This window comes from Methylobacterium sp. C1 (assembly GCF_001854385.1).
Taxonomy (GTDB): Bacteria; Pseudomonadota; Alphaproteobacteria; order Rhizobiales; family Beijerinckiaceae; genus Methylobacterium; species Methylobacterium radiotolerans.
This window is the reverse complement of record NZ_CP017640.1, coordinates 3,810,722-3,833,312: the sequence shown is the minus strand read 5'-3', so window position 1 is coordinate 3,833,312 and position 22,591 is coordinate 3,810,722. Positions and strand designations below refer to the sequence as shown.

The following is a 22,591-nucleotide window of genomic DNA, read 5'->3' as shown; positions in this document are numbered from 1 at the left end:
GCGTCGCACCGCGTGACCCTCGAGTCTTACAAACTGTTCATGTCGTCGAAGGCAAATCGTCAGATGAAGAGGGCAACCCAAGAGACGTCGAGGAATTGACCGGCTGTAGCAAGCCTGAAGATCTTGCCGGGCCCGACAGGGGCCGATCCCTCAGAGAGAGTCGAGACAATGACTGATCCTGGCACCTTCCGCGAAGCCCTTCTCGCTGTGGTTGTCTTGGGAGGAGGGGCTTTCATGGTGGAGCAGTACATCCGGATCCGGGCATGGCCTCGGTCCCGGCCAGACCGCGCGGATGGCGGTGAGCGCGCGCGCTGAGGCGCGCGCCATCCGGATTTGTCCCGCGGACGCGCGCGCGGCGGATTCCGGTTCGACCGGAGGCCGCGCCCGCGACCGGGCCGTGTCCATGAGCTGCTGAGAGTTGGCCGATACTGGCAGGCGCTCCAGGTTGTAGCCGCCATGCCGGGCGAATATTGCTGAAAGTCGATATCGTCGCGTATTCTTGGCGCCCACGGCCGACCGGATCGGCCCGCGATGGAAGGCGCGATCATGGGCGCGATCAAGGGCGCGAACCGGCGAGACGCGGTTCCGGACTTCTCGGGATACCCGGACCTCGTCGTGATCTATCTGGGCATGAAGGTCCGGACCCTGGCCGGCGTGAAGACACTGCTCGGCTTCGGCCCCCGGATCGACAGGGTCGGCGCTGCGCGGCCGGAGGGACTGCTGCACTACGAGAACAACATCATCTTCAGCCTGCGCCCGCTGCATGTCGGCATGCGCTGGTACTGGCGCGACATCGACAGCATGGTCGCGTGGTCCAAGTCCGAGCCGCACCGGATCTGGTGGCGGGATTTCCTGCGGGACACGCGCGGCGTCGGCATCTGGCACGAGACCTACCACATGCGCGGCGGCATGGAGGCGATCTATCACGACGTCGCCGAGCCAGTCGGATTCTCGGCCTTCATGCCGATGCAGGAGGCCCGGGGCTCCCTGGTGGCGCGGCACGGACGGTACGCCTCCTCGGACCTGCGCGATCTTCCCGCCGACAACGCGCCGGACGCCTCCGTCCCGCGCTGACGCGCTGCCCGCCGCACCTGCCGGACTTCCACCGCGCACCCGCGACGGGCCGCGGGCGGGCGGGGCGGGGTTCGCCCCGGCGGGCGGGTCGGCTAGACACCGGCCCGTGCGAGAGGCACGGAGCGGATCAGGCACGATGACGGTCGGTTCGATGAGACAGGGCACCCTGCGCCTCGGCGCGTTCTTCTACGCGACCGGCCACCACGTCGCCGGCTGGCGCCATCCGTCCAGCGAGGCCGACGGCGGCCTCGTCCTGGAGCGCTATGTCGGCTGGGCGCGGCGGGCCGAGGCCGCGAAATTCGACCTCATCTTCCTCGAGGACGGGAGCGGGATCCGCGACCTCGACCTGCGATCGAGCGAGCGCACCGCGCGCTCGACCCATTTCGAGCCCCTGACGCTGCTGTCGGCCCTCGCGGCGGTGACGAGCCGGATCGGTCTCGTCGCCACCACCTCCACCAGCTTCAACGAGCCCTTCAACGTCGCGCGCCGGTTCGCCTCCCTCGACCATCTCAGCGGCGGGCGCGCCGGCTGGAACCTCGTGACCTCCGCGACCGACGCGGAGGCGGCGAATTTCGGCGGCGACCGGATCGACCCCCATGCCGACCGCTACGAGCGTGCCGAGGAGTTCGCGGACGTGGTCCTCGGGCTGTGGAACACCTGGGACGACGGCGCCGTGATCATCGATCGCGCGAGCGGCCAGTTCTCGAAGCCGGACGGCTTCCGCCCGCTGAACCATCGGGGCAAGCATTTCGAGGTCCGCGGTCCGCTCAACATCTCGCGGACGCCGCAGGGCCAGCCCGTGCTGGTGCAGGCCGGCGCCTCCGGACCCGGCAAGGACCTCGCGGCGCGGACCGCCGAGATCGTCTTCACCGCGAACCAGACGCTGGAGGAGGCGGTCGAGTTCTACGGCGATCTCAAGGGGCGCATGCCCGGTTTCGGTCGTGCGCCGGATGACCTGAAGATCATGCCCGGCCTGTTCCCCGTCGTCGGGCGCAGCGAGGCCGAGGCGCGGGCGAAGTTCGAGGCGCTGCAGGACCTGATCGACCCGGTGGTCGGGCTGGCGCTGCTCGGTCGCATGATCGGCGGCCACGACCTGTCGGGCTACGATCCCGAGGGGCCGGTGCCGGAGCTGCCCGAGACCGAAGGCATCAAGTCCCGCCAGCAGCTCATGTTCGACCTCGCCCGCCGCGAGGGCCTGACCCTGCGCCAGCTCTACCTGCGCATCGCCGGGGCGCGCGGCCACTCGCAGATCGTCGGCACGCCCGCCCAGATCGCGGACGAGATGGAGGCACGGTTCCGCGCCGGCGGGGCGGACGGCTTCAACATCATGCCGCCGACGCTGCCCGGAGGCCTCGACGACTTCATCGCGCTGGTCCTGCCGGAGCTGCGGCGGCGCGGCCTGTTCCGGACCGAGTACGAGGGCCGGACCCTGCGGGACCATCTCGGCTCGCGGCCGCCGGCAGGGTTCGGTCCCGGTCGGGCCACGGTGTAGCGGCCGGGGGCTTCCCGCTCGACCCGGTCCAGATCGGGCGAGGCGTCGCGGTGCACCTGCGGCGTCTCGGCCCGCGTGACGGTTGCGCACAAGCGATCCGCGCTGTGGTACAGCCACGCGACAAGGGCCGAGGGCCGCCATCGGTATGTCGTGGCAGGGGCGACGGGCATTGACGGATCAGCAGGAACGCACGCGCTTCGAGGCGGAATTCGCCCGCACCGACGCGAGTACCGACCCCTTCGTCTCCGCCGTGCGGGCGACGCGGATGCCGATGCTGATCACCGATCCCCATCAGCCGGACAACCCCATCGTCTTCGTCAACGCCGCCTTCTCGAAGCTGACCGGGTACCGCCACGACGAGATCATCGGCCGGAACTGCCGGTTCCTGCAGGGGGCCGAAACTAACAAGGCCGACATCGCGAAGATCAGGGCGGCGATCGCCCGCCGCGTGCCGATCGAGATCGAGCTCCTGAACCACAAGAAGAGCGGCGAGGTCTTCTGGAACCGGCTCCTGATCTCGCCGGTCTTCGATCGCGACGGGGAGCTCACCTACTTCTTCGCGTCGCAGTTCGACGTGACGCTGGAGCGGGAGAAGCTCGCGCGGATGCAGCGCGACCGGGAGGCGCTCGAGCGGGAGGTGGAGCGCCGCACCGGCGATCTCACCCGCAGCGAGGAGCGGCTGCGGTTCATCCTGAAGGCCGGACGATTCGGATCGTGGACCCTCGATCTCGCCGACATGCGGCTCGTGGCCTCCGACGCCTGCAAGGAGAATTTCGGGCGGGCGCCGGGCGAGCCGTTCAGCTACGAGGACCTGATCGCCGCGATCGATCCCGAGGACCGGCCCCGCATGCAGGCGGCGGTGCAGACCTCGATCCGCGAGCACAGCGACTACGACATCGAGTACCGGGCGCGCACGCCCGGCGGTGAGCTGCGCTGGCTGCAGATCCGCGGTCAGACCTTCTACGACTCGGTCGGCCAGCCGCTGAGCATGGCCGGCGTCTCCATCGACGTGACCGAGCGCAAGCGCGCGGAGGAGCATCGCACGCTCCTGGCCGACGAGCTGAACCACCGGGTGAAGAACTCGATGGCGACCATGCAGTCGATCGCGCACCAGACCCTGCGCAACGCCGCGTCCCTTGAGGAGGCGCACAGGACCCTCGACGCGCGGCTGCACTCCCTCTCGGCGGCACACGACGTCCTGACCCGCGAGAGCTGGATCGGGGCCACGCTGAACGTCATCGTGGAGGGCACTCTCCAGGCATTCCGGGGCGGCGCGAGCCAGCGCTTCCTGATCAACGGCCCGGACGTGTGGCTGACGCCGCGCCTGACCCTCGCCTTCACGATGGCGCTGCACGAACTGGCGACCAACGCGGTGAAGTACGGCGCCCTGTCGAACGACCGGGGGCGGGTGATCCTGAACTGGGACGTTGTGGATGGGGCGACGCCGGCCCATCTCTGGTTCCGGTGGGAGGAGGTCGGCGGACCCGCGGTGACGGCGCCGGCCCGCGGCGGTTTCGGCACGCGGCTCATCGAGCGGGCGCTGGCCGCCGAGATGGGTGGCTCGGCGGAGATCGAGTACCGCGCCCACGGCGTGGTGTTCACGCTGAACGCGCCGCTGCCCGACCGGGCGCCCGCCGCGGCGGAGGCGAAAGCCTGAGGCGCGCGCGGCGCCACCGGTCAGGTCATGCGCGTCAGGACGGCCTCGTTCCAGAGCCTGCGGTGCAGGATCGCCATCGCGGCGTGGCCGAGCACGACGGCCAGGAGCGCGAAGCCCAGCCAGTAGTGGAGCAGATCGGCGGGCAGCATCATCCACTCGATCTTCGTCTCGCGCCCCGGCATCACCGGGACGCCGTAGGGCGTGAAGGGCTTGCCCGATCCGTACTGGCGCAGCAGCGCGAGGCTCGGCACCAGGACCATCAGGAGATAGATCAGGCCGTGACCGGCCGCGACGGCGCGCCCCGGCGCGCCCGGATGGGCGGGGCGCCGGTGAAGGTTGGCGAGGCCCCAGACCCCGCGCAGCAGCACGAGCACGAACAGGGTGAAGCCGAGCGTGAAGTGGCTGCCGCCGACGAGGCGCGTCAGCGCCGTGTCGCCGATCGTGACGTAGAGCAGCGCGCCCGCGAATTGCCAGGCGAACAGGGCGGCCATCAGCCAGTGGAAACCGCGACTCACGCGGCCGTAGCGCTCGGGCGTGTCCAGCCAGACGGCCCGCGGTGCGGTGGTGGGACGTCCCGGCCCCGTCACGCGGCGTTCTCGGTCCACAGGTCACCGGCCATGCCGGCGCTCCGCAGAATCTCGGAGGCCGCGCTGGTGAGCGCACGATCCGGCCCGGGCTGGCGCAGGTAGGTGGCGAGATCGCGCGACAGCCGCTCCAGCGGATGGCCGCGCAGGAAGCCCTGCAGGCCGACCGAGCGCTGGGCCAGCTGGAGCACGTCGAGGCCGGCCCGTTCGACCGCGAGGCGGACCAGATTGATGTAGGCGACGACGCGCTCCGGCGGCATCGCCGCGTCCGACGCGATCTGCGCCCCGCGCTCGACCCAGAGCCGCGCGCCCTCGACCGCGATGGCGCCCTCGCCGAGGCGCGCCAGCTGGTGCGGGTCGCCGCCCCGGCCGAGGCGGTCCAGATGGCCGCGCCAGGCATCGTACACCGCCTCGATGCCGCCGAGCTGCACCGCCGCGAATCGCCACGCGCCGCCCGAGAAGGCCGGTTGCCGGAAGTAATCGTCGGGCGCGCCCAGGATCTGATCGGCGTCGAACGCGAGCCCGGTGAAGTCGACGGTGCCGGTCGCCGAGGCGCGCATGCCCTGCGCCCGCCAGGCCGCGAGGTCGGCCCGCGTGCCGGCCTCGATCGGCACCACCATCATCGCCGTGCCGGCCTGTGCCGGATGCCCCGCGGTGACGAGGGCGCGGGTGACGAAGCCGGCGCCCGACGCATAGGTCTTCACGCCGCGGAGATGGCCGCTGGCGTCCGAGGCCTCGATCCGCAGGCCGCCTTCGCCCGGCTCGGTGTTCCAGACACCGAACAGGTGGCCGGCGCGCGCGTCCGCGAACAGGCGGACGCGCTGGGCGGGCGCGCCGTACCGGGCGATGAGCTGGAGGGCGTTGACGTGGCCTTCGTAGAGCCGGCCGAGGGCGAGGCTCCCGTAGCCGACCAGCCGCAGAACCTCCGCCAGGGCACCGGCGCCCGGCTCCGTCCCCAGGCCCGCGCCGCCGTGATCCACCGGGACGGGCGCGGCGAGCAGACCCAGGCGGGCGAGATCGGCGATGTCGTCCTGCGGAAAGCCGTGGTCGTGATCCTGGGCGTCGGCCCGCGCGGGCGCCGCCGCGGCGATCGCGCGGGCGGCCGCCGCGGAATCGTAGACGGGGTCCAGGCGGGTCCATTGATCCATGCGCCTGTCTCCTCTCAGATCGCCGCCGGACGCGGCGTGCGCGCCGCGTGCCGCTGGTCCGGGCACATCGCGCCATCGAGATACGGGCGAGCGGCCGCTGAAGCGCGGCCGCGCACGGTCGCGCGCTCGGGTCTCGTCACGTATGGCCCCCATTGCCCGCGGAAGATGCGGGCGATCCTAAAAAACTAACTTAAGACTGAAACATCCTTTCCTGGCCGCGGCTGCGACCAATACGACCCGAGCGGCCAGAACGGCCCTCGCCGGCCCGGCGCGCCCTCAGTTCAGCGTCGGGTTGGCGCGCAGGCGCGACACCGCCAGGTCGACGAAGGTCCGAACCTTGGCGGGCGCGTGCCGGCCTTCCGGGTAGAGCACGTGGACGGGCAGCGGCGCCTCCTCGTACTCGGCGAGCACGATCTGCAGGCGGCCGTCCCGCAGGTCCGGGCCGATCTGGTAGTTCAGGACCCGCGCCAGCCCCCAGCCCGACCGGGCGGCGCCGATCGAGACCTCGTTGGTGTTGCCCTGCAGGGTCGGGTGAATGACCACCCGCTCGTTTCGGCCGAACCGCCATTCCGGCGACGCGAAGGCGCCGGTGGAGAGGGGATCCGGTGCCGCTTCAGATCCGCCGGCGTCGTCGGCACGCCGTGCCGCGCGAAGTAGTCCGGGGCGCCGCAGATGACGTGGCGCACCGACCCGACCCGGGCTGCGGTGAACCCGGAATCGGTTAGGTGACCGATGCGGATCGCTACGTCGATCCCTTCCTCGACGATGCTCACCGGCCGGTCGACGAAGAGGGTCCGCGCCGCCATGGTGGGGTAGGTGTCGAGGTAGTCGGTGACGATCGGGAGCACGTGCATCCGCCCGAACAGGACCGAGGCCGTCACCGCGAGCGTGCCCGAGGGCGTCGCGTTGGAGCCGGCCGCCGCCGATTCCGCCTCGGCGATGTCGGCCAGGATCCGCCGGCAATCCTCGTAGTACCGGCTGCCCGCCTCCGTGAGCTTCACGGAGCGTGTCGTCCGGATCAGGAGGCGGGCGCCGATGGTCTCCTCGAGCGCGGCCACGGCGCGCGTCACGGCCGGCGGGCTCATGTGCAGGAGCCGGGCGGTCTGCGCGAAGCTCGCCGTCTCGGCGACCTTGGCGAAGATGCGCATGGCCTGCCACCGATCCATGGCTTCGCTCCGGGATTTCGCGGCCGGGTCGCGACGCTCACGCCAGGCCCGGCCTGTCGTGTCGGCGTGTCGGCCGGGCGGTCAGAAGCCGAAATGGCTCAGGCCCGGATGATCGTCCGGCCGGCGCCCGAGGGTCCAGTGGAACTTGCGGTCCGTCTCCGCGATGGGCAACTCGTTGATGCTGCTGTGCCGATAGCGCATCAGCCCGTCCTCGGCGAACTCCCAGTTCTCGTTGCCGTAGGCCCGGAACCAGTGGCCGCTGTCGTCGTGGTACTCGTAGGCGTAGCGCACGGCGATCCGGTTGCCGGTGAAGGCCCAGAGCTCCTTGATGAGACGGTAATCGAGCTCCCGGTTCCACTTGCGGGTCAGGAACGCCTCCACCTCCTGCCGTCCGTTCAGGAACTCGGCGCGGTTCCGCCAGCGGGTGTCGGTCGTGTAGGCCAGCGCGACCTTGGCCGGATCGCGGCCGTTCCAGCCATCCTCGGCGAGGCGGACCTTCGTGATCGCGCTCTGCTCGTCGAAGGGCGGCAGCGGCGGACGGGACATGGTGGACTCCTTGTTCTCGGGATGAAGGTTCAGCCCGGCTCCGGTATCGGCGCTGCGCAGAATGATCCGGCGCCGCCGGGCGCGGAAGGTGGAAAACGGCGCGGGCCGCGCCGTCCCGCGCGTCAGAGCGCGAGCTGCACCCGGCCTGTGCCCTCCGCGGGCACTGCGGAGCAGATCAGCACCTCGTCCTCCGCCACGGGCGCGCTCGGTTCCCGGAGGTAGGTCACCGCGCCGGCGAGCAGCTTGGTCCGGCAGGTCCCGCAGCTGCCTTCGCGGCAGCTGAAATCCGGCGCGAGGCCGCGGGCTTCGGCGAGGTCGAGGAGGCTGCCTGAATTCGGCGTCCAGCGCGCCTCCTTACCGGTGTCGAGAAAGGCGACCGGCACCGTCTCGGTGGCGGCCGGCGGGCGCGGGCGCGCCGCCACCGCCGTCCCCGCGTTGCGGACCAGCCCCGAGGGCCCGAACGCCTCCGCGTGGATCCGGTCGTCCGCCACGTTGTAGCCGCGCAGCCCGTCGTAGAGCGCCTGGGTGAAAGCCGGTGGGCCGCACAGGTAGAAGTCGTAGTCCGCGAAGGCGAGGAACCGCGTGAGCAGCGCCATGTCGATCCGGCCCGCGGCCTCGTAATCGGTGCCGGGCCGGGCATCGGACACGTCGCTCAGGACGCGCACGATCCGGACCGCCCCCTGCGCCGCCGCGGCGAGTTCGGACAGCTCCCCGTCGAAGGCGCGCTCGGCGCGCGTGCGGGCGGCGTAGACGAGCGTGGTCGGGCGGATCCTGCGGGTGCGCAGGCCCTCGTAGACCACGTGCCGGAGCATCGCGAGGAGCGGCGTGATCCCGACGCCGCCGGCGAGCAGCACCGCGGGGCGCGCCGCGCCCGCATCGAGGGTGAAGCCGCCGTCGGGCGCGCGCGCCTCGACGATGTCCCCGACCCGAAGGCGGTCGTGGAGGTGCTGCGAGACGGCACCGTCGCGCTTCACGCTGATCCGGTAGGTGGGATCCGAGGGCGCGACCGAGAGCGTGTAGGTCCGGATCACCGGCGCCTCCGCCCCGGGCAGCGTCACGCGGATCGGGAGATGCTGGCCCGCGCGGTGCGGGAGTCGGCCGGCCCCGTCGTCCGGTGCCAGGTGGAAGGACCGGATGGTGCGGCTCTCGTCGACGATCTTCGCCACCCGGAACGGCCGCCACCGCGTCGCGCGCCCGGTCGCCCGGACGCGGTCGGCTGCCTCCGCCCAGTCGCCGGTCATCAGCGCGTTCGGCGACCAGCCGTCCGCCCGGAACGTCCAGCGCAGCGGCAGGGCGCCGCGCCGGCGGATCACCCGGCGCGGCCGGAAGGTCCAGAGCCGCTCGGCGCCCTGGAACGCGGCGATCTCGGGCGAGTCCAGGATCACCGCGGCGTCGCCGGTCAGCTGCAGGAGATCGCCCGTCTCGAAATCGGTGAAGACCAGGCCGGCCCTGCCGTTCAGGAGGATGTTCCCGAGGGTGGCGAAGAACAGGTTGCCGGCGAAGTCAGGGATGGTCAGCGTGCCGTCCGCGGCGACGCGGACGAACCCCGCCCTGCCGCCGCGATGCGAGACGTCGACCTGGCGCCGGCCCTCGCGGTCGGCGTAGGAGGCCACGAAGAACGTGTCGGCCGCCGCGATCAGGGCGCGCGCCGACGCGTCGAGCTCCGCGCTCTCCTCGGCGGTGACCGGGACGGGGACGCCCGGCTCGCCCACGAAGGTCATGTCGCGCAGCTGGATGTATTGCGGGCAGTTCCCGAAGCTCTGATCGACGTCGAAGTGCAGGACCCCGCCGTCCGTGGAGCGGACGAGGCCGTTGACGCGGTTGCGGCGGCGGCTGCTCAGCTCGATCCCCAGGAGACCGATGGCGTCGCCGGCGCGCGTGCCCTCGGACGCGGGGTCGGCCGGGTCCGGTCGCGCGGCGATGTCGAGGGTCGTGGCCGAGGGCGAGGTGATGAAGCCGGGCCTGCCGGCCAGGAGCGTGGCCCAGGCGTCGCCCTGCCGGTCGACGCTGCCCAGCACGATGAACGGGATCTGCGCGTAGAAGGCGCGGTGCTGATCGGGCATGAAATCCCGCACCACCCTCTGGCCGATCACCGCCATCCGGTCGGCGGCGCCGACCGACTCCTGGATGGACGTCTCGCCGGCATGCCAGGTCGGCAGCGTCGCAAAGGTTTGACCGTCAGCCATCTCCGCCTCCTCCACGCGTTCCCCCCCGGGCGCGGGTGCGCCCGGGGCTCTTCTGGTCACGCCGCCGCCGTGAGGCCCGCGGGAGTCTCGGCGAAGGGGACGAAGCCCGGCAGGCCCTCGACCCGGCGCAGGAAGGCCTCGACCCGCGGGTAGCCCGACAGGTCCACGTTCCCCTCCGGGGCGCGGGCGAGGTAGCTGTAGACCGCCACGTCCGCGATGGTCGGCCGCTCGGCCGCGAGCCAGTCCCGCCCGTCGAGATGTGCCTCGATCCGTCCCAGGAGCGTGTGCGCCCGGCCGATCACCTCCTCCGGTGAGAACTTGGCGCCGAAGACCGTGATCAGCCGCGCGGCCGCCGGGCCGTAGGCGAGCTCGCCCGCCGCGACCGAGAGCCAGCGCTGGACCGCCGCCGCGGCGCGCGGATCCTCGGGCAGCCAGTCGGACCGGCCGAGCCGCTTCGCCACGTAGACGAGGATGGCGTTGGAATCGGAGACGATCACGCCGTCGTCGTCGAGCACCGGCACCTGACCGAACGGGTTCATGGCGAGGAAGGCCGGCGTCTTGTGCGCGCCCGCCTTCAAGTCGACCTCGATCAGCTCGTGCGGGGCGTCGACCAGGGACAGGAACAGGCGCGCCCGGTGCGCGTGGCCCGAGAGGGGATGGTGGTAGAGCTTCATGGTGGATCTCCGTCGGGAGCCGGGATCGTCCCGGGCCGTATGAGGAGAATGCCGTCGCTTCCGGGCGAGCAGAATGCGCGTTCTGCGCAGTTCATCATTCCTGAGATTGGAATAATCGCGCCCGCCGATGGTGCCGACCTCGATCCTGCTCCCGCGTCGGCCGGCCTCCGCCTCACCTCCGCAGCAGCACCGCGGATCTCGGCGCCGGTGAGGGGCGGTCGCGCGGACGCCGGCCAGCGAGCCGGGAAGCAACCACCCAGACTCCGGTTCTGAAAAGACTGCGCGGCACTTGACACAAGGGCCATAACCGAGGAGCCTAGTTTTCAGGCGCGGGGCAAAGCTGCCCAGTTTCGCGCCAATACGTCACCATCTTTCTCGGCGATGCCGCCCGCAGTGCTCACGCACTGGCGGGCTTTTTGCGTTCTGAAGGACTGCATGGGCCTCAGCCATCACCGCGTCGGCATCCTCTTCTCCGCGGACGGACCTTACGGTCTCGTCGGGCGGGCGATGCTGAACGGCGCATTGCTGGCCGTCGCGGAGGTGAACGCGCGCGGCGAATGCGTCCTCGAGCCGGTGATCTGCGATCCGCACGGCGCCCTCGCGGGCTACGTCGCCGGGGCCGAGCGGCTCCTCGGCGGGGGGATCCGCCACGTCGTCGGCTGCTACACCTCGTCGAGCCGCAAGGAGATCATCCCGATCTTCGAGAAGCGGGACGCCCTGCTCTGGTATCCGTCGCATTACGAGGGCTTCGAGACCTCGGCGAACGTGGTCTACACCGGCGCTGCGCCGAATCAGCACATCGTCCCGCTGGTCCGGCACCTGCTGGCCCGGGGCGGCCGCACGGCCTTCTGCGTCGGCTCCAACTACATCTGGGCGTGGGAGAACAACCGGATCCTGCGCGAGACGCTGGCGATCGCCGGCGGCGCGGTCGCGGGCGAGCGCTACCTGGCGGTGGGCGAGACCGCCTTCGATCAGGTGATCGCGGCGATCCTGGCCGCGAGGCCGGACTTCGTGTTCAACACGCTGATCGGCATCTCGGCGTACCGGTTCTTCCGCGACTTCCGGAGCGCCTGCGCGGCGCACGGCATCGACCAGGCGCGGACCATACCGGTGGCGAGCTGCAGCCTCGCCGAGCCGGAACTGGAGGCGATCGGGCCGGAGGCGGTCGACGGCCACCTGTCCTCCAGCGTCTACTTCACGTCGATCGACACGTCCCGCAACCGCGCCTTCCTGGCGGCCTACGCGACGCGCTTCCCCGACGGGCCGACCCCCTCGGCGGATGCCGAGGCCTCGTACATCGCGGTGCATCTCCTGGCGCGGGCGCTGGTGCGGGCCGGGACCGAGGACGCCGCGTCGGTGCGCCGGGCGGCCTGCGCGGAGGGGTTCGACGCGCCCCAGGGGCCGGTGTGCCTCGACGAGACGACGCTCCACGCCTGCCTGACGCCCCGGATCGGGCTCTCGACGGCGGCGGCCCGCTTCACCATCGTGGCGGAGGCCGCGGAGCCGGTCGCGCCGGACCCCTACCTCGTGCGCAGCGATCCGCGCGTCGTGCCGGTGAGCCGGCGCCCGCGCCTGCGGGCGGTGCCATGACGACGCCCCGGCTGATTCAGAACTTCAGCGGCGCGCAGGCCCTGCTGATCGCGCCGCCGAGCACCGCCACGGACGTCCTGGCGAGCACCCTGATGAAGCTCGGGCTCACCGTGGCCTCGGTCGTGCCGGCCGGCGAGGCGCCGTGGCTCGATCTCGAGAGCCTCGATCCCGAGCACCACATCGTCGTCGTCGACGGCGACCTGCCGCTGCCGGGCCTCGCGGCGAGCGCCGTCCCGGACCTGCCGCCGGTCCCGGTGGTCGGGCTCGTGGGCGTCGAGGCGCCGAGCCGCCTCAAGGGGCTGCTCCAGCTCGGCGCCACCGGCCTGCTGCGCAAGCCGATCCACGGCGCCTCTGTCTACGCGGCCCTGTTCCTCGCGGTGAACGAACACAACCGGCGCCGCCTGCTCGAGGAGCGCATAGCGCGCCACGAGGAGCGGCGGCGCGGCCGGCGCCACGTCGTCAAGGCGATCCTGCGGCTGATGCAGGAGCACGGCCTCGACGACGACGCGGCCTACGAGGCCCTGCGCCGCGACGCCATGCGCGCCCGTCAGCCCCTCGAAGCCTACTGCGAGGCGCTGGTGCGCGCCCGTCCGTCGGTCACGGCGCCTGCCGCCGCGCCGCGGCTCGCCCGATCCTGAGTTTCCGTCGCCACCCCGAAGACGAGGACGCCCTGATGCCGAGAACGCCCCGCGGATCCCGACTGCCCGCCCTCGCGGCCGCCCTGCTCGCGGGCGCTTCCCTGGCCGCCCCCGCGGCCCGCGCCGCGGACCCGATCAAGCTCGGCGTCCTCGAGGACCAGTCCGGCGATTTCGCGGTCGCCACCATCGGCAAGGTCCACGGCATCCAGCTCGCCGCGGACGAGATCAACGCCGCGGGCGGCATCGCCGGGCGCAAGCTGGAGCTCGTCATCTACGACACGCAGTCCGACAACACGCGCTACCAGGAATTCATGCGCCGCGTGCTCCAGCGCGACAAGGTCAACGCCGTCTTCGCGGGCTTCTCCAGCGCGTCCCGCGAGGCCTACCGGCCGATCGTCGACCAGCTGGACGGCTTCGCCTTCTACAACAATCAGTACGAGGGCGGCGTCTGCGACGGCCACATGGTCGTCACGGGCGCGGTGCCGGAGCAGCAATTCTCGACGCTGATCCCGTGGATGATGGAGAAGTTCGGCAAGCGGGTCTACACGATCGCGGCCGACTACAACTTCGGTCAGATCTCGGCCGAGTGGGTGCGCAACATCGTCAAGGAGAACGGCGGCGAGATGGTCGGGGAGGAGTTCATCCCCCTCGGCGTGTCGCAGTTCTCGCAGACGATCCAGAACATCCAGAAGGCCAAGCCCGACATCCTGATGACGCTGCTCGTCGGCACCGCGCAGGCCTCCTACTACGAGCAGGCGGCGGCCGCGAACCTGAAGGTGCCGATGGGCTCCTCGGTCAATATCGGCCAGGGCTACGAGCACAAGCGCTTCCAGCCTCCGAGCCTCGCCAACATGTACGTGACCACCAACTACATCGAGGAGGTCGACAGCCCGTCGAGCAAGGCCTTCCTCGCCAAGTGGAAGGCGAAGTTCCCGAACGAGCCGTACGTGAACCAGGAGGCCGAGAACTCCTACCTCGCGGTCTACCTCTACAAGCAGATGGTCGAGCGGGCGAACGGATCGACCAAGCGGGCTGACCTGCGCAAGGTCATCGCGGCGGGCGACGTCTGCGTGGACGCGCCGGAGGGCAAGGTCTGCATCGACCCGAAGAGCCAGCACGCGTCGCACACGATCTACCTCGCGAAGGTCGACGAGAAGCACGCGATCTCCTTCCCGAAGACCTGGGACAACATCCAGCCCTACTGGCTCGGGAAGGCCGGCTGCGACCTGACGCAGAAGGATCCGATGGCGCAGTACACGCCGAGCAACCCGCCGAAGCCCTGACCTGCCGGGACGGAAATCCGCGCGCCACGGCCCCGGGCCGGAGACGACGCGACGTTGCCGGGGCCGAGGCCCCGGCCCACAGCCATCACGATCGGGCCTCCGGATGGATCTGCTGACCCACGCCTTCACGTTCCTCTACCAGATCGGCGACGCGTTCTCGTTCCTGGTCCTCTCCGCCTGCGGCCTCGCGGTGGTGTTCGGCATGATGGGCGTGATCAACCTCGCGCACGGCGAGCTGATCATGTGCGGCGCCTACGTCACGGCGGCGACCACGCGGGCCGGGCTGCCGCTGCCGCTGGGCATCCTGGCGGGCGCGCTCGCGGCCGGGGCCGTCGGCATGGTGATGGAGCGCCTCGTCATCCGCCACCTCTACGGGCGGCCCCTCGACACGATCGTGGCGACCTGGGGCATCAGCCTCGCGGCGACGCAGGGCACGCTGATCCTGCTCGGCTCGAGCATGCCGGGGATCGGCACGCCGCTCGGCAGCTTCACGGTCGGCGGCTACTCCTACTCGACCTACCGCGTGGTGCTGATGGTCGCCGCCGTCGCGGTGCTGGCCGGGCTCTACATCGCCTTCAACGCCACCCGCTTCGGGACGCTCGCCCGCGCCACCATCCAGGTGCCGCACATGGCCGAGGCCCTCGGGGTCGACACCCGGACGGTCTACGCCCTGACCTTCGGCCTCGGCGCGGCGCTGGCGGGCCTCGCGGGCGGGCTCTACGCGCCGACCATGACGATCGTGCCGACCATGGGGACGACCTTCATCATGGAGGCGTTCGTCACCGTGGTGGTCGGGGGCGCCGACATCTTCCTCGGGACGGCACCGGCGGCCCTGGTGCTCGGCACGGTGCGGGCGCTGCTCACCACCTGGCAGGGCCAGCTGTTCGGGCAGATCGGGCTCCTCGTCGCGGTCATCCTGGTGATCCGGGTGCTGCCGCGGGGCATCTCGGGCCTGATCCTGCGCGAGCGGGCGTGAGGCCATGGCGATGACGCTGCTCCGCCGCCTCGAAGGCCCGCAGACCCTGGGACGCGGGCCCGCCTTCTGGACCGTCTTCGCGGTCGCGGTCGCGGCGGCCGTCGCCTACCCGTGGTTCGCCGACGGCTACACGGTCGGCAACACCGCCTACTTCTTCTGCTGGGTATTCATGGCCCTCGGCCTGTGCCTGATCTGGGGCTACGGCGGCGCGCTCAGCTTCGGCCAGACCGCCTTCTTCGGCCTCTCCGGCTACGCCTACGGCGTGCTCACGCTGAACGTCGGCGCCGCCTACGGCTTCACCCTGGCGGCGCTGGTTCTGGCGGTGGCGCTCTCGGCCGTGATGGCGGCGCTCCTCGGCTACTTCCTGTTCTTCGGCCGGATCGGCGGGGTCTTCCTCGGCATCATCACCCTGTCGGTGACGCTCGCCCTGGAGCGCTTCATGGCGCAGACCGCCGGCCCGGAATGGAAGATCGGGGCGGCACGCCTCAACGGCTACAACGGCATGAGCGGCATGCCGCCCCTCACCGTGCCGTGGTTCGACGGCGACCTCGTGCTGTTCCCCGACGTGGCGCTCTACTACGGGCTGCTGGCTCTCCTGATCGTCGTCTACCTCGCGCTGCGCATCCTGGTGAACGCGCGGTTCGGCAACGTGCTGGTGGCGATCCGCGAGAACCCGGAACGGGCCGAGATGCTGGGCTACGACGTGCGGCGCTACCAGCTCGCCGCCTTCGTGATCGGCTCGGGCCTCGCGGGGCTGAGCGGCACGCTCTACACTGCCTGGGGCCAGTACATCACGCCCTCCAGCATGGGTCTCACCGCCGCCGCGCTGCCGGTGATCTGGGTCGCGGTCGGCGGCCGCGGCGACCTGACGGCGACGCTCATCGGCACGCTCCTGGTGCTCGGCGGCTTCCAGGCGCTCACGATCTACGGCAGCCAGTATGCCCTCGTGGTGATGGGCCTGCTCCTCGTCGCGGTGGTGCTGGCGGCGCCCGACGGCCTCGTCGTGGCGGCCCTGCGCGGCCTCGGCCGCCTGCGTCGCCGGGAGGCGGGCCGATGACGCCGCTCCTCGAGACCCGCAACCTCAGCAAGCATTTCGGCGGGCTGCACGTCACCAACGACGTGAATTTCGCCCTCGGGGCGGGGGAGATCCACTGCCTGATCGGACCGAACGGCGCCGGCAAGAGCACCTTCTTCCGCCTGCTGCTGGGCGAGTACACGCCGGAGCGGGGACAGATCCTCTACGCCGGCGAGGACATCACCGCGCTCAAGCCCTTCGCGCGGATCCGGCGGGGCATGAGCGTCAAGTTTCAGGTGCCGGGCATCTTCCCGAGCCTGTCGGTCGCACACAACCTGGAGATCGCCCTGCAGCACCACCTGGAGGGCGCCTCGCTCGGGGCGGAGATCCGGCGGCTGCTCGCCTTCCTCAACCTCACCGCGGCGGCCTCCGACCGGGCCGGCGCCCTCAGCCACGGGCAGAAGCAGTGGCTGGAGATCGGCATGGCGATCAGCCTCAAGCCGCGCCTGCTCCTCCTCGACGAGCCCACAGCCGGGATGTCGCCGGACGAGACCTTCGCCACCGGCGAGATGGTGCAGGCGCTCAACCGCGACGGCGTCGCTGTGCTGGCCATCGAGCACGACATGGCCTTCGTCCGGCAGATCGCCCAGCGGGTGACCGTGCTCCATGTCGGGCGAATCTTCGCCCAGGGCACCACCGAGGCGATCATCGCGGACGAGCGGGTCGCCGCGATCTACCTCGGGGAGGCGGACGCGCCGCCGCTGCGGAGCGTCGCCGATGCCTGAGCCGCTCCTCACGACGACCGGCCTCCGCGCCGGCTACGGCGGCAAGCCCGTGCTGCAGGGCGTCGACCTCGCGGTCCAGCCCGGCGAGATCGTGGCGGTGATCGGCCGCAACGGCGTCGGCAAGTCGACGCTGATGCGCAGCCTCGTCGGGCTGCTGCCCGCCTCCGCGGGCGGCATCGCGTTCCGGGGCGCGGCCGTGGAGGGGCTCGCCGCCCACCGCCGCGCCCGCCTCGGCATCGGTTACGTGCCCCAGGGCCGCGACGTGTTCCCGCGCATGAGCGTCGCCGACAACCTGACGGTCGGCGCCTCCCTGCTGCCGAAGGGCGAGCGGCCGGATTACGAGCGCGCCTTCGGGCCGTTCCCGATCCTGCGGGAGCGGCGCGGGCAGCGCGCCGGGACGCTCTCGGGCGGCCAGCAGCAGCAGCTCGCCATCGGCCGCGTCCTCGTCGGCGGGCCCGCGCTGATCCTGCTCGACGAGCCCTCCGAGGGCATCCAGCCCTCGGTGGTGCAGCAGATCGGCCGCACCCTGGTCGATCTCAACCGCCGCACCGGGGTGACGATCGTGTTCGTGGAGCAGAACCTCGACCTGATCCGCGCCATGGCCCAGCGCAGCTACGTCCTGGACAAGGGCCGGATTGTCGCGGAGCTGACGGCCCGGGATCTCGACGACCGCGACCTCGTGCGGCGCCACCTCGCCGTCTGACACCAAAGTCCGACAACCAAGGGAGAGACGACCATGCAGTGGCTCGACCAGTCCATCATGGCCCACAAGGGCGTCGCGGGCGGCAAGCCCGGCCAGGAGCACACGATCACCGAGGCCGAGCAGGGCCGCTACCACTACGTCTACGGGCCCTTCGCCGAGCCGGTGCTGACCGTCGATCCCGGCGCCGTCGTCACGGTCGAGACCCACGACGCGTTCGAGGGCAAGATCCGCCACGAGACCGACAGCCCGACGCAGATTCTGAACTTTCCCTACCTCAACCCGCAGAACGGGCCGATCTACGTGAACGGCGCGGAGAAGGGCGACTGCCTCGCGGTGGCGATCCGCTCGATCCGGCCGCGCGGCCCGCAGCCCTGCGGCACGACGCTGATCATGCCGGAATTCGGCGGCCTCGTCGCCACCGGCGACACAGCGCTCCTCAACCCGTCCCTCCCCGAGCGGGTGCGCAAGCTCGAGGTCACGGCCGAGACCGGCGTGCGCTGGAGCGACCGGATCACGCTGCCCTACCAGCCGTTCATCGGCACGATCGGCACCTCGCCGGAGATCGAGGCGATCTCGTCGCTGCAGCCGGACTATTACGGCGGCAACATGGACCTGCCGGACGTGGGCGTCGGCGCGGTGATCTACCTGCCGGTGAATACCGCGGGCGCGCTCCTCTATCTCGGCGACTGCCACGCCGCGCAGGGCGACGGCGAGCTCTGCGGCGTCGCGGTGGAGCACCCCACCCACACGACGGTGCAGATCGACCTGATCAAGGGCTGGACCTTCCGCTGGCCGCGGCTCGAGACCGCCGACTTCTACATGACGATCGGCTCGGCCCGGCCGATGGAGGACGCCGCGCGCATCGCCTACCGGGAGCTGGTTCGCTGGCTCGCGGCCGATTTCGGGTTCGACGAGATCGACGCCTACATGCTGCTCACCCAGTGCGGGCGCGTCCGGCTCGGCAACATGGTCGATCCGAAATACACGCTCGGCGCCTCGATCACGAAGGCGATCGCCCACGCCTGATCGGCGCCGGAGGAGGACGGCATGGATCTCGGGCTGAGAGGCCGCCGCGCGCTGGTGACCGGCGGCACCAAGGGGATCGGCGCGGCGATCGTCGACCTGCTGGCCGACGAGGGGGCCGCGGTCGCCCTCTGCGCCCGCAACGCCGCGGAGGTCGCCGCCAAGGTGGCGGCCCTGCGTGCCAGGGGCGTGGCGGCAACCGGGCGCGCCGTCGACGTCGCCGATTCCGCGGCCCTGCGCGGCTGGGTCGCGGAGGCCGCGGAGGAGCTCGGCGGCCTCGACATCGTGGTGCCGAACGTCAGCGCCCTCGCGGTCGGCGGCGACGAGGCGGCGTGGCGGAGCGGCTTCGCCGTGGACATGATGGGCACCGTCTCGGCGGTCGAGGCGGCGATGCCGTACCTCGAGCGCTCCGAGGCGGGCGCGATCGTCGTCATCTCCAGCGTCTCCGGGCGCGAGATCGACTTCGCGGCCGGTCCCTACGGCGCCTTCAAGGCCGCGCTGATCCACTACGCGCAGGGCCTCGCCTTCCAGCTCGCGCCCCGGAACATCCGCGCCAACTCGGTCGCGCCCGGCAACACCTACTTCGCGGGCGGCGTCTGGCACCAGATCGAGACCGGCAACCCGGCGCTGTTCGCCGAGGCGCTCCGGCTGAACCCGACCGGCCGGATGGCGCGGCCCGAGGAGGTGGCGCGCGCGGCCGTCTTCCTGGCGAGCCCGGCCGCCAGCTTCATCACCGGAACCAACCTCGTGGTCGACGGCAGCCTGACCCGCGGCGTGCAGTTCTGACGCCGATCGGCCTCGCCCCGCGCCGGGACACCTGGGGCTTCCGAAGCACACCCGGCGCGTTCAGCACGGTCGTTCAGCGAGGAAGTCCGGAGATCGCGAGGACTCACCACACTTGCGACGCATTTCGGCCGCTCTCAACCCGGTAAAGACAAGCTTGCCACGCGCGCTGGCACGCGGCACTCTCGAGCTTGGCCGTTCGCGCGGCGGTGGCACGCCGCGCGGTCGCGCCGGGCTGCAGGACAGGGAAGTCCAGGGCGATGATGACGGACGATCGCGAGGCCGGAGGCCTCGACGGGCGCGGGCGCCTCGGATGCGGGGCGGGCGTTCTCAGCCGCCGGTCGTTCCTGGCCGGCTCGGCCCTCGGGATCGGCGCGCTCTCGCTCGGTGGGTGCGGGACGACCGACACCCTGCTCATGGCCGAGGCGGCGAAGACCTACGGTCCGATGCCGAACGAGAAGTTCCCGATCCCGGCGGTCGACATCAGCAAGGTCAACCCGAAATACTATCGGCGGACCGTCCAGTACGCCTCGTCGGAGGCGCCCGGCACGATCGTGGTCGATCCCGCCAACTATTACGTCTACCGCATCGAGGGCGACGGCACCGCCACGCGCTACGGGGCCAATGTCGGCCGCCAGGGATTCCTGTGGAACGGGAACGCCTATGTCGGCCGCAAGTCCGAGTGGGCGACCTGGACCCCGCCCAAGGAGATGATCCGGCGCCAGCCCGAGGCCGCGAAATACGCCCGCGGCATGCCGGGCGGCCTCGACAACCCGCTCGGCGCCCGCACGCTGCACCTGTACCAGAACGGCGCCTACACGCTCTACACGATCTACGCCAGCAGCGACGCCGAATCGATCGGCACGGGCATCACCAGCGGCTGCGTCGGCCTGCTCAGCCAGGACATGATCCACCTCTACGCGCGCACGCCGGTGAAGACCAAGGTGGTCGTGCTGCCGGCCTGAGGGCGGGCAGCGCCCGCGCCGTCCCCGCTTCCCGGAGGCCCCGACATCCTGCAGGATCGGGATCCCTGAGATCCGACAGCGCGCCGGGAGCGCCCGCATGGCCTACGCGACGACGATCGAAGGCACACGCTTCACCTTCCCCGACCTGCGCAGCCTGCTCGCCAAGGCGACGCCGGAGCGCTCGGGCGACCAGCTCGCCGGGCTCTGCGCGGAAGGTCCGGTCGAGCGCCTGGCCGCGCAGATCGCCCTCGCCGACCTGCCGCTCAGGACCTTCCTGGCCGAGGAGCTGATCCCCTCGGACGAGGACGAGGTCTCGGACCTGATCGCCCGCCGGCACGACGCCGCGGCCTTCGCGCCGGTCTCGTCGCTGACGGTCGGCGCCTTCCGCGAGTGGCTGCTCGCGCCCGCCGCCGACGCGCGGGCGCTCGCCGCCCTGTCGCCCGGCCTCACGCCCGAGATGGTCGCGGCAGTGTCGAAGATCTGCCGCCTGCAGGACCTCGTCGCGGTGGCCGCCAAGCGGCCGGTGGTGACGCGCTTCCGCTCGACCATCGGCCTGCCCGGGCGCCTCGCCACACGCAACCAGCCCAACCACCCGACCGACTCGTCCGAGGGCATCCTGATCTCGGCCCTCGACGGCCTGCTGATGGGCTCGGGCGACGCGGTGATCGGCGTGAACCCGGCGACCGATTCCCTGCCGGACTACATCCGCATCGTCGAGCTGCTGGAGACCCTGCGGCTGCGCCTCGACGTGCCGACCCAGCACTGCTGCCTCGGCCACGTCACGGTGGCGATCGAGGCCATGGCCCGGGGTGCGCCGGTCGACCTCGTGTTCCAGTCGGTGGCCGGCTCGCAGAAAGCCAATGCCGGCTTCGGGGTCGACCTCGCCGTCCTGCGCGAGGCCTCCCAGGCGGCGCGCGCGCTCGGCCGCTGCCCGGAGGGCGGGCAGTTCATGTACTTCGAGACCGGCCAGGGCTCGGCCCTCTCGGCGGACGCTCACTGGGGCGTCGACCAGCAGACGATGGAGGCGCGGGCCTACGCGGTGGCGCGGGAGTTCGACCCGCTGCTCGTCAACACGGTCGTGGGCTTCATCGGTCCCGAGTACCTGTACAGCGGCAAGCAGATCATCCGCGCCGGACTGGAGGACCACTTCTGCGGCAAGCTTCTCGGCCTGCCGATGGGCGTGGACGTCTGCTACACCAACCACGCCGACGCCGACGGCGAGGACATGGACGCGCTCCTGACCCTGCTGTGCGCGGCCGGGGTCAACTTCGTCATCACCGTGCCGGGGGCGGACGACGTGATGCTGAACTACCAGTCGCTCTCCCACCACGACGCGGTCTTCGCCCGCGAGACCCTGGGACGCCCTCCGGCGCCGGAATTCGAGGCGTGGCTGCGAGCCGTGCGCATCACGGACGCGCAGGGTCGGCTGGCCAGCGCGGCGGGCGTGCTGCCCCAGGCCCTCGCCGAGGCGTCCCGGCTCCTGCCCGGGAGGGCGGCGTGAGCGACCCGGCCGAGCCGGCGCGCCCGGGCCCCCCGACGCTGCGCGACCTGCGCGGGCTGACCCAGGCGCGCATCGCGCTGGGCGCGCACGGGGCCGGCCTCCCGACCGGCGCGGCGCTCGCCTTCGGCCTCGACCATGCCCGCGCCCGCGAGGCGGTGTGGACGCCCCTCGACGCGGCGGCGATCCGCGAGGCGCTGCGGGTCGAGGGCCTGGACTCGGTGGAGGTCCGCTCCGCCGTGGCCGACCGGACGGAGTACCTGCGCCGGCCGGACAAGGGCCGCAGCCTCGATCCAGGGGCCGCGTCCGCGCTCGACGGGCACGGGCCGGGCTTCGATGTCGCCGTCGTGATCGCGGACGGCCTGTCGGCCACGGCGGTCGCGCTGAACGCGGTCCCGGCCGCCGCGGCGCTGGCGGCGCGGGTGCGGCGGGCCGGCTGGAGCCTGGCGCCCGTGGTCGTCGCGCTCCAGGGCCGCGTGGCGATCGGCGACCCGATCGGGGCGCGGCTCGGGGCGCGCTGCGTCGTGGTGCTGATCGGCGAGCGTCCGGGCCTGTCGGCCTCGGACAGCCTGGGCTGCTACGTCACGTTCGGCCCGGAGCCGGGCCTGCCCGACGCGCGGCGCAACTGCATCTCGAACATCCGGGAGGGCGGCCTGGCGGTCGAGGCGGCCGCCGGGCAGATGGAGGCTCTGCTGCGGGCGATGCTGGCCCAGGGCACCAGCGGCGTCGCGCTGCGCCGGGGCGATCCCGCCGACCCGCCGGCTCTCCCGGACGCGCGCGACTAGACCGCTCGGACTGCCCGGGT

20 protein-coding genes and 1 pseudogene are annotated in these 22,591 nt (G+C 71.7%); 15 read left to right on the top strand and 6 right to left on the bottom strand.

Translation table 11 applies throughout. The annotated features are described in order from the left end of the window. The first annotated feature begins 531 nt into the window (after nt 1-531). The 3 genes from BKE41_RS17745 (at nt 532) to BKE41_RS17735 (ending at nt 4,223) form a co-directional block, all read left to right on the top strand. Nucleotides 532-1,074 (top strand): DUF4188 domain-containing protein, encoded by a 543-nt coding sequence (locus tag BKE41_RS17745; protein WP_024829371.1) that lies wholly within the window; start codon nt 532-534, stop codon nt 1,072-1,074. Between the two features lie 136 nt (nt 1,075-1,210). Continuing rightward, on the top strand, nt 1,211-2,566 hold the full coding sequence (locus BKE41_RS17740) for an LLM class flavin-dependent oxidoreductase (RefSeq protein WP_245295805.1): 1,356 nt from the start codon (nt 1,211-1,213) through the stop codon (nt 2,564-2,566). A 169-nt stretch (nt 2,567-2,735) separates the two neighbouring features. After that, nucleotides 2,736-4,223, top strand: coding sequence for an HWE histidine kinase domain-containing protein (locus BKE41_RS17735; RefSeq protein WP_024829373.1), 1,488 nt, complete (start codon nt 2,736-2,738; stop codon nt 4,221-4,223). A 20-nt stretch (nt 4,224-4,243) separates the two neighbouring features. On the opposite strand, the gene BKE41_RS17730 is transcribed toward BKE41_RS17735, so the two are convergent. The 6 genes and pseudogenes from BKE41_RS17730 to BKE41_RS17705 all read right to left on the bottom strand — a co-directional run bounded on the left by BKE41_RS17730 (nt 4,244) and on the right by BKE41_RS17705 (nt 10,527). Next, a complete protein-coding gene (locus tag BKE41_RS17730) occupies nt 4,244-4,765 on the bottom strand; it encodes a cytochrome b (protein WP_041372694.1) in 522 nt (173 codons plus the stop codon). A 41-nt stretch (nt 4,766-4,806) separates the two neighbouring features. Next, complete coding sequence (locus BKE41_RS17725; RefSeq protein ID WP_070999928.1) at nt 4,807-5,955, bottom strand: acyl-CoA dehydrogenase family protein; 1,149 nt, start codon at nt 5,953-5,955, stop codon at nt 4,807-4,809. Nucleotides 5,956-6,231: 276 nt separating this feature from the next. Further along, nucleotides 6,232-7,121 (bottom strand): annotated as a pseudogene (locus tag BKE41_RS17720) (LysR family transcriptional regulator). A gap of 81 nt (nt 7,122-7,202) precedes the next feature. Beyond that, a complete protein-coding gene (locus BKE41_RS17715; RefSeq protein ID WP_070999927.1) occupies nt 7,203-7,667 on the bottom strand; it encodes a nuclear transport factor 2 family protein in 465 nt (154 codons plus the stop codon). A 122-nt stretch (nt 7,668-7,789) separates the two neighbouring features. Continuing rightward, the gene (locus BKE41_RS17710; RefSeq protein ID WP_024829374.1) at nt 7,790-9,853 is read right to left on the bottom strand and encodes a pyridoxamine 5'-phosphate oxidase family protein; all 2,064 of its coding nucleotides are present in this window, start codon (nt 9,851-9,853) and stop codon (nt 7,790-7,792) included. Nucleotides 9,854-9,909: 56 nt separating this feature from the next. Further along, complete coding sequence (locus BKE41_RS17705) at nt 9,910-10,527, bottom strand: glutathione S-transferase (protein ID WP_024829375.1); 618 nt, start codon at nt 10,525-10,527, stop codon at nt 9,910-9,912. 435 nt (nt 10,528-10,962) lie between these two features. Here BKE41_RS17705 and BKE41_RS17700 point away from each other — a divergent pair, with 435 nt between their 5' ends. From BKE41_RS17700 to eutC, 12 genes are all read left to right on the top strand, one after another. Next, a complete protein-coding gene (locus BKE41_RS17700; RefSeq protein ID WP_070999926.1) occupies nt 10,963-12,117 on the top strand; it encodes a transporter substrate-binding domain-containing protein in 1,155 nt (384 codons plus the stop codon). Then, nucleotides 12,114-12,755: an ANTAR domain-containing protein gene (locus BKE41_RS17695; RefSeq protein ID WP_012320265.1), complete on the top strand. Its 642-nt coding sequence runs from the start codon at nt 12,114-12,116 to the stop codon at nt 12,753-12,755. Before BKE41_RS17700 ends, BKE41_RS17695 begins: the two co-directional genes overlap by 4 nt. 35 nt (nt 12,756-12,790) lie before the next feature. Continuing rightward, nucleotides 12,791-14,038 (top strand): urea ABC transporter substrate-binding protein, encoded by a 1,248-nt coding sequence (locus BKE41_RS17690; RefSeq protein WP_012320264.1) that lies wholly within the window; start codon nt 12,791-12,793, stop codon nt 14,036-14,038. Between the two features lie 103 nt (nt 14,039-14,141). After that, on the top strand, nt 14,142-15,014 hold the full coding sequence (locus tag BKE41_RS17685; protein ID WP_012320263.1) for a branched-chain amino acid ABC transporter permease: 873 nt from the start codon (nt 14,142-14,144) through the stop codon (nt 15,012-15,014). Nucleotides 15,015-15,024: 10 nt separating this feature from the next. Beyond that, nucleotides 15,025-16,071, top strand: a complete 1,047-nt coding sequence (locus BKE41_RS17680) for a branched-chain amino acid ABC transporter permease (protein ID WP_012320262.1) — start codon at nt 15,025-15,027, stop codon at nt 16,069-16,071. After that, a complete protein-coding gene (locus BKE41_RS17675) occupies nt 16,068-16,814 on the top strand; it encodes an ABC transporter ATP-binding protein (RefSeq protein WP_043074114.1) in 747 nt (248 codons plus the stop codon). Before BKE41_RS17680 ends, BKE41_RS17675 begins: the two co-directional genes overlap by 4 nt. Then, nucleotides 16,807-17,517, top strand: a complete 711-nt coding sequence (locus tag BKE41_RS17670; RefSeq protein WP_012320260.1) for an ABC transporter ATP-binding protein — start codon at nt 16,807-16,809, stop codon at nt 17,515-17,517. Before BKE41_RS17675 ends, BKE41_RS17670 begins: the two co-directional genes overlap by 8 nt. A gap of 33 nt (nt 17,518-17,550) precedes the next feature. Beyond that, entirely contained in the window at nt 17,551-18,543 is a 993-nt protein-coding gene (locus BKE41_RS17665) for an acetamidase/formamidase family protein (RefSeq protein WP_070999925.1), read from the top strand. 21 nt (nt 18,544-18,564) lie between these two features. Further along, nucleotides 18,565-19,326 carry an SDR family NAD(P)-dependent oxidoreductase gene (locus tag BKE41_RS17660; RefSeq protein WP_043074112.1) on the top strand — a complete coding sequence of 254 codons (762 nt, stop codon included), beginning with the start codon at nt 18,565-18,567 and terminating at the stop codon, nt 19,324-19,326. A gap of 257 nt (nt 19,327-19,583) precedes the next feature. Further along, complete coding sequence (locus tag BKE41_RS17655; protein ID WP_012320257.1) at nt 19,584-20,288, top strand: L,D-transpeptidase; 705 nt, start codon at nt 19,584-19,586, stop codon at nt 20,286-20,288. A gap of 97 nt (nt 20,289-20,385) precedes the next feature. Further along, nucleotides 20,386-21,789 carry an ethanolamine ammonia-lyase subunit EutB gene (locus tag BKE41_RS17650; RefSeq protein WP_070999924.1) on the top strand — a complete coding sequence of 468 codons (1,404 nt, stop codon included), beginning with the start codon at nt 20,386-20,388 and terminating at the stop codon, nt 21,787-21,789. Continuing rightward, complete coding sequence (gene eutC, locus BKE41_RS17645) at nt 21,786-22,571, top strand: ethanolamine ammonia-lyase subunit EutC (protein WP_012320255.1); 786 nt, start codon at nt 21,786-21,788, stop codon at nt 22,569-22,571. Before BKE41_RS17650 ends, eutC begins: the two co-directional genes overlap by 4 nt. Nucleotides 22,572-22,591: the final 20 nt, after the last annotated feature.

Excerpts from the sequence above, each read along its gene's own strand:
- BKE41_RS17745 (WP_024829371.1), top strand. The coding sequence starts at position 532 with ATGGAAGGCGCGATCATGGGCGCGATCAAGGGCGCGAACCGGCGAGAC.
- BKE41_RS17740 (WP_245295805.1), top strand. The coding sequence starts at position 1,211 with ATGACGGTCGGTTCGATGAGACAGGGCACCCTGCGCCTCGGCGCGTTC.
- BKE41_RS17725 (WP_070999928.1), bottom strand. The coding sequence starts at position 5,955 with ATGGATCAATGGACCCGCCTGGACCCCGTCTACGATTCCGCGGCGGCC.
- BKE41_RS17715 (WP_070999927.1), bottom strand. The coding sequence starts at position 7,667 with ATGTCCCGTCCGCCGCTGCCGCCCTTCGACGAGCAGAGCGCGATCACG.
- BKE41_RS17710 (WP_024829374.1), bottom strand. The coding sequence starts at position 9,853 with ATGGCTGACGGTCAAACCTTTGCGACGCTGCCGACCTGGCATGCCGGC.
- BKE41_RS17705 (WP_024829375.1), bottom strand. The coding sequence starts at position 10,527 with ATGAAGCTCTACCACCATCCCCTCTCGGGCCACGCGCACCGGGCGCGC.
- BKE41_RS17700 (WP_070999926.1), top strand. The coding sequence starts at position 10,963 with ATGGGCCTCAGCCATCACCGCGTCGGCATCCTCTTCTCCGCGGACGGA.
- BKE41_RS17695 (WP_012320265.1), top strand. The coding sequence starts at position 12,114 with ATGACGACGCCCCGGCTGATTCAGAACTTCAGCGGCGCGCAGGCCCTG.
- BKE41_RS17690 (WP_012320264.1), top strand. The coding sequence starts at position 12,791 with ATGCCGAGAACGCCCCGCGGATCCCGACTGCCCGCCCTCGCGGCCGCC.
- BKE41_RS17685 (WP_012320263.1), top strand. The coding sequence starts at position 14,142 with ATGGATCTGCTGACCCACGCCTTCACGTTCCTCTACCAGATCGGCGAC.
- BKE41_RS17680 (WP_012320262.1), top strand. The coding sequence starts at position 15,025 with ATGACGCTGCTCCGCCGCCTCGAAGGCCCGCAGACCCTGGGACGCGGG.
- BKE41_RS17675 (WP_043074114.1), top strand. The coding sequence starts at position 16,068 with ATGACGCCGCTCCTCGAGACCCGCAACCTCAGCAAGCATTTCGGCGGG.
- BKE41_RS17670 (WP_012320260.1), top strand. The coding sequence starts at position 16,807 with ATGCCTGAGCCGCTCCTCACGACGACCGGCCTCCGCGCCGGCTACGGC.
- BKE41_RS17665 (WP_070999925.1), top strand. The coding sequence starts at position 17,551 with ATGCAGTGGCTCGACCAGTCCATCATGGCCCACAAGGGCGTCGCGGGC.
- BKE41_RS17660 (WP_043074112.1), top strand. The coding sequence starts at position 18,565 with ATGGATCTCGGGCTGAGAGGCCGCCGCGCGCTGGTGACCGGCGGCACC.
- BKE41_RS17655 (WP_012320257.1), top strand. The coding sequence starts at position 19,584 with ATGATGACGGACGATCGCGAGGCCGGAGGCCTCGACGGGCGCGGGCGC.
- BKE41_RS17650 (WP_070999924.1), top strand. The coding sequence starts at position 20,386 with ATGGCCTACGCGACGACGATCGAAGGCACACGCTTCACCTTCCCCGAC.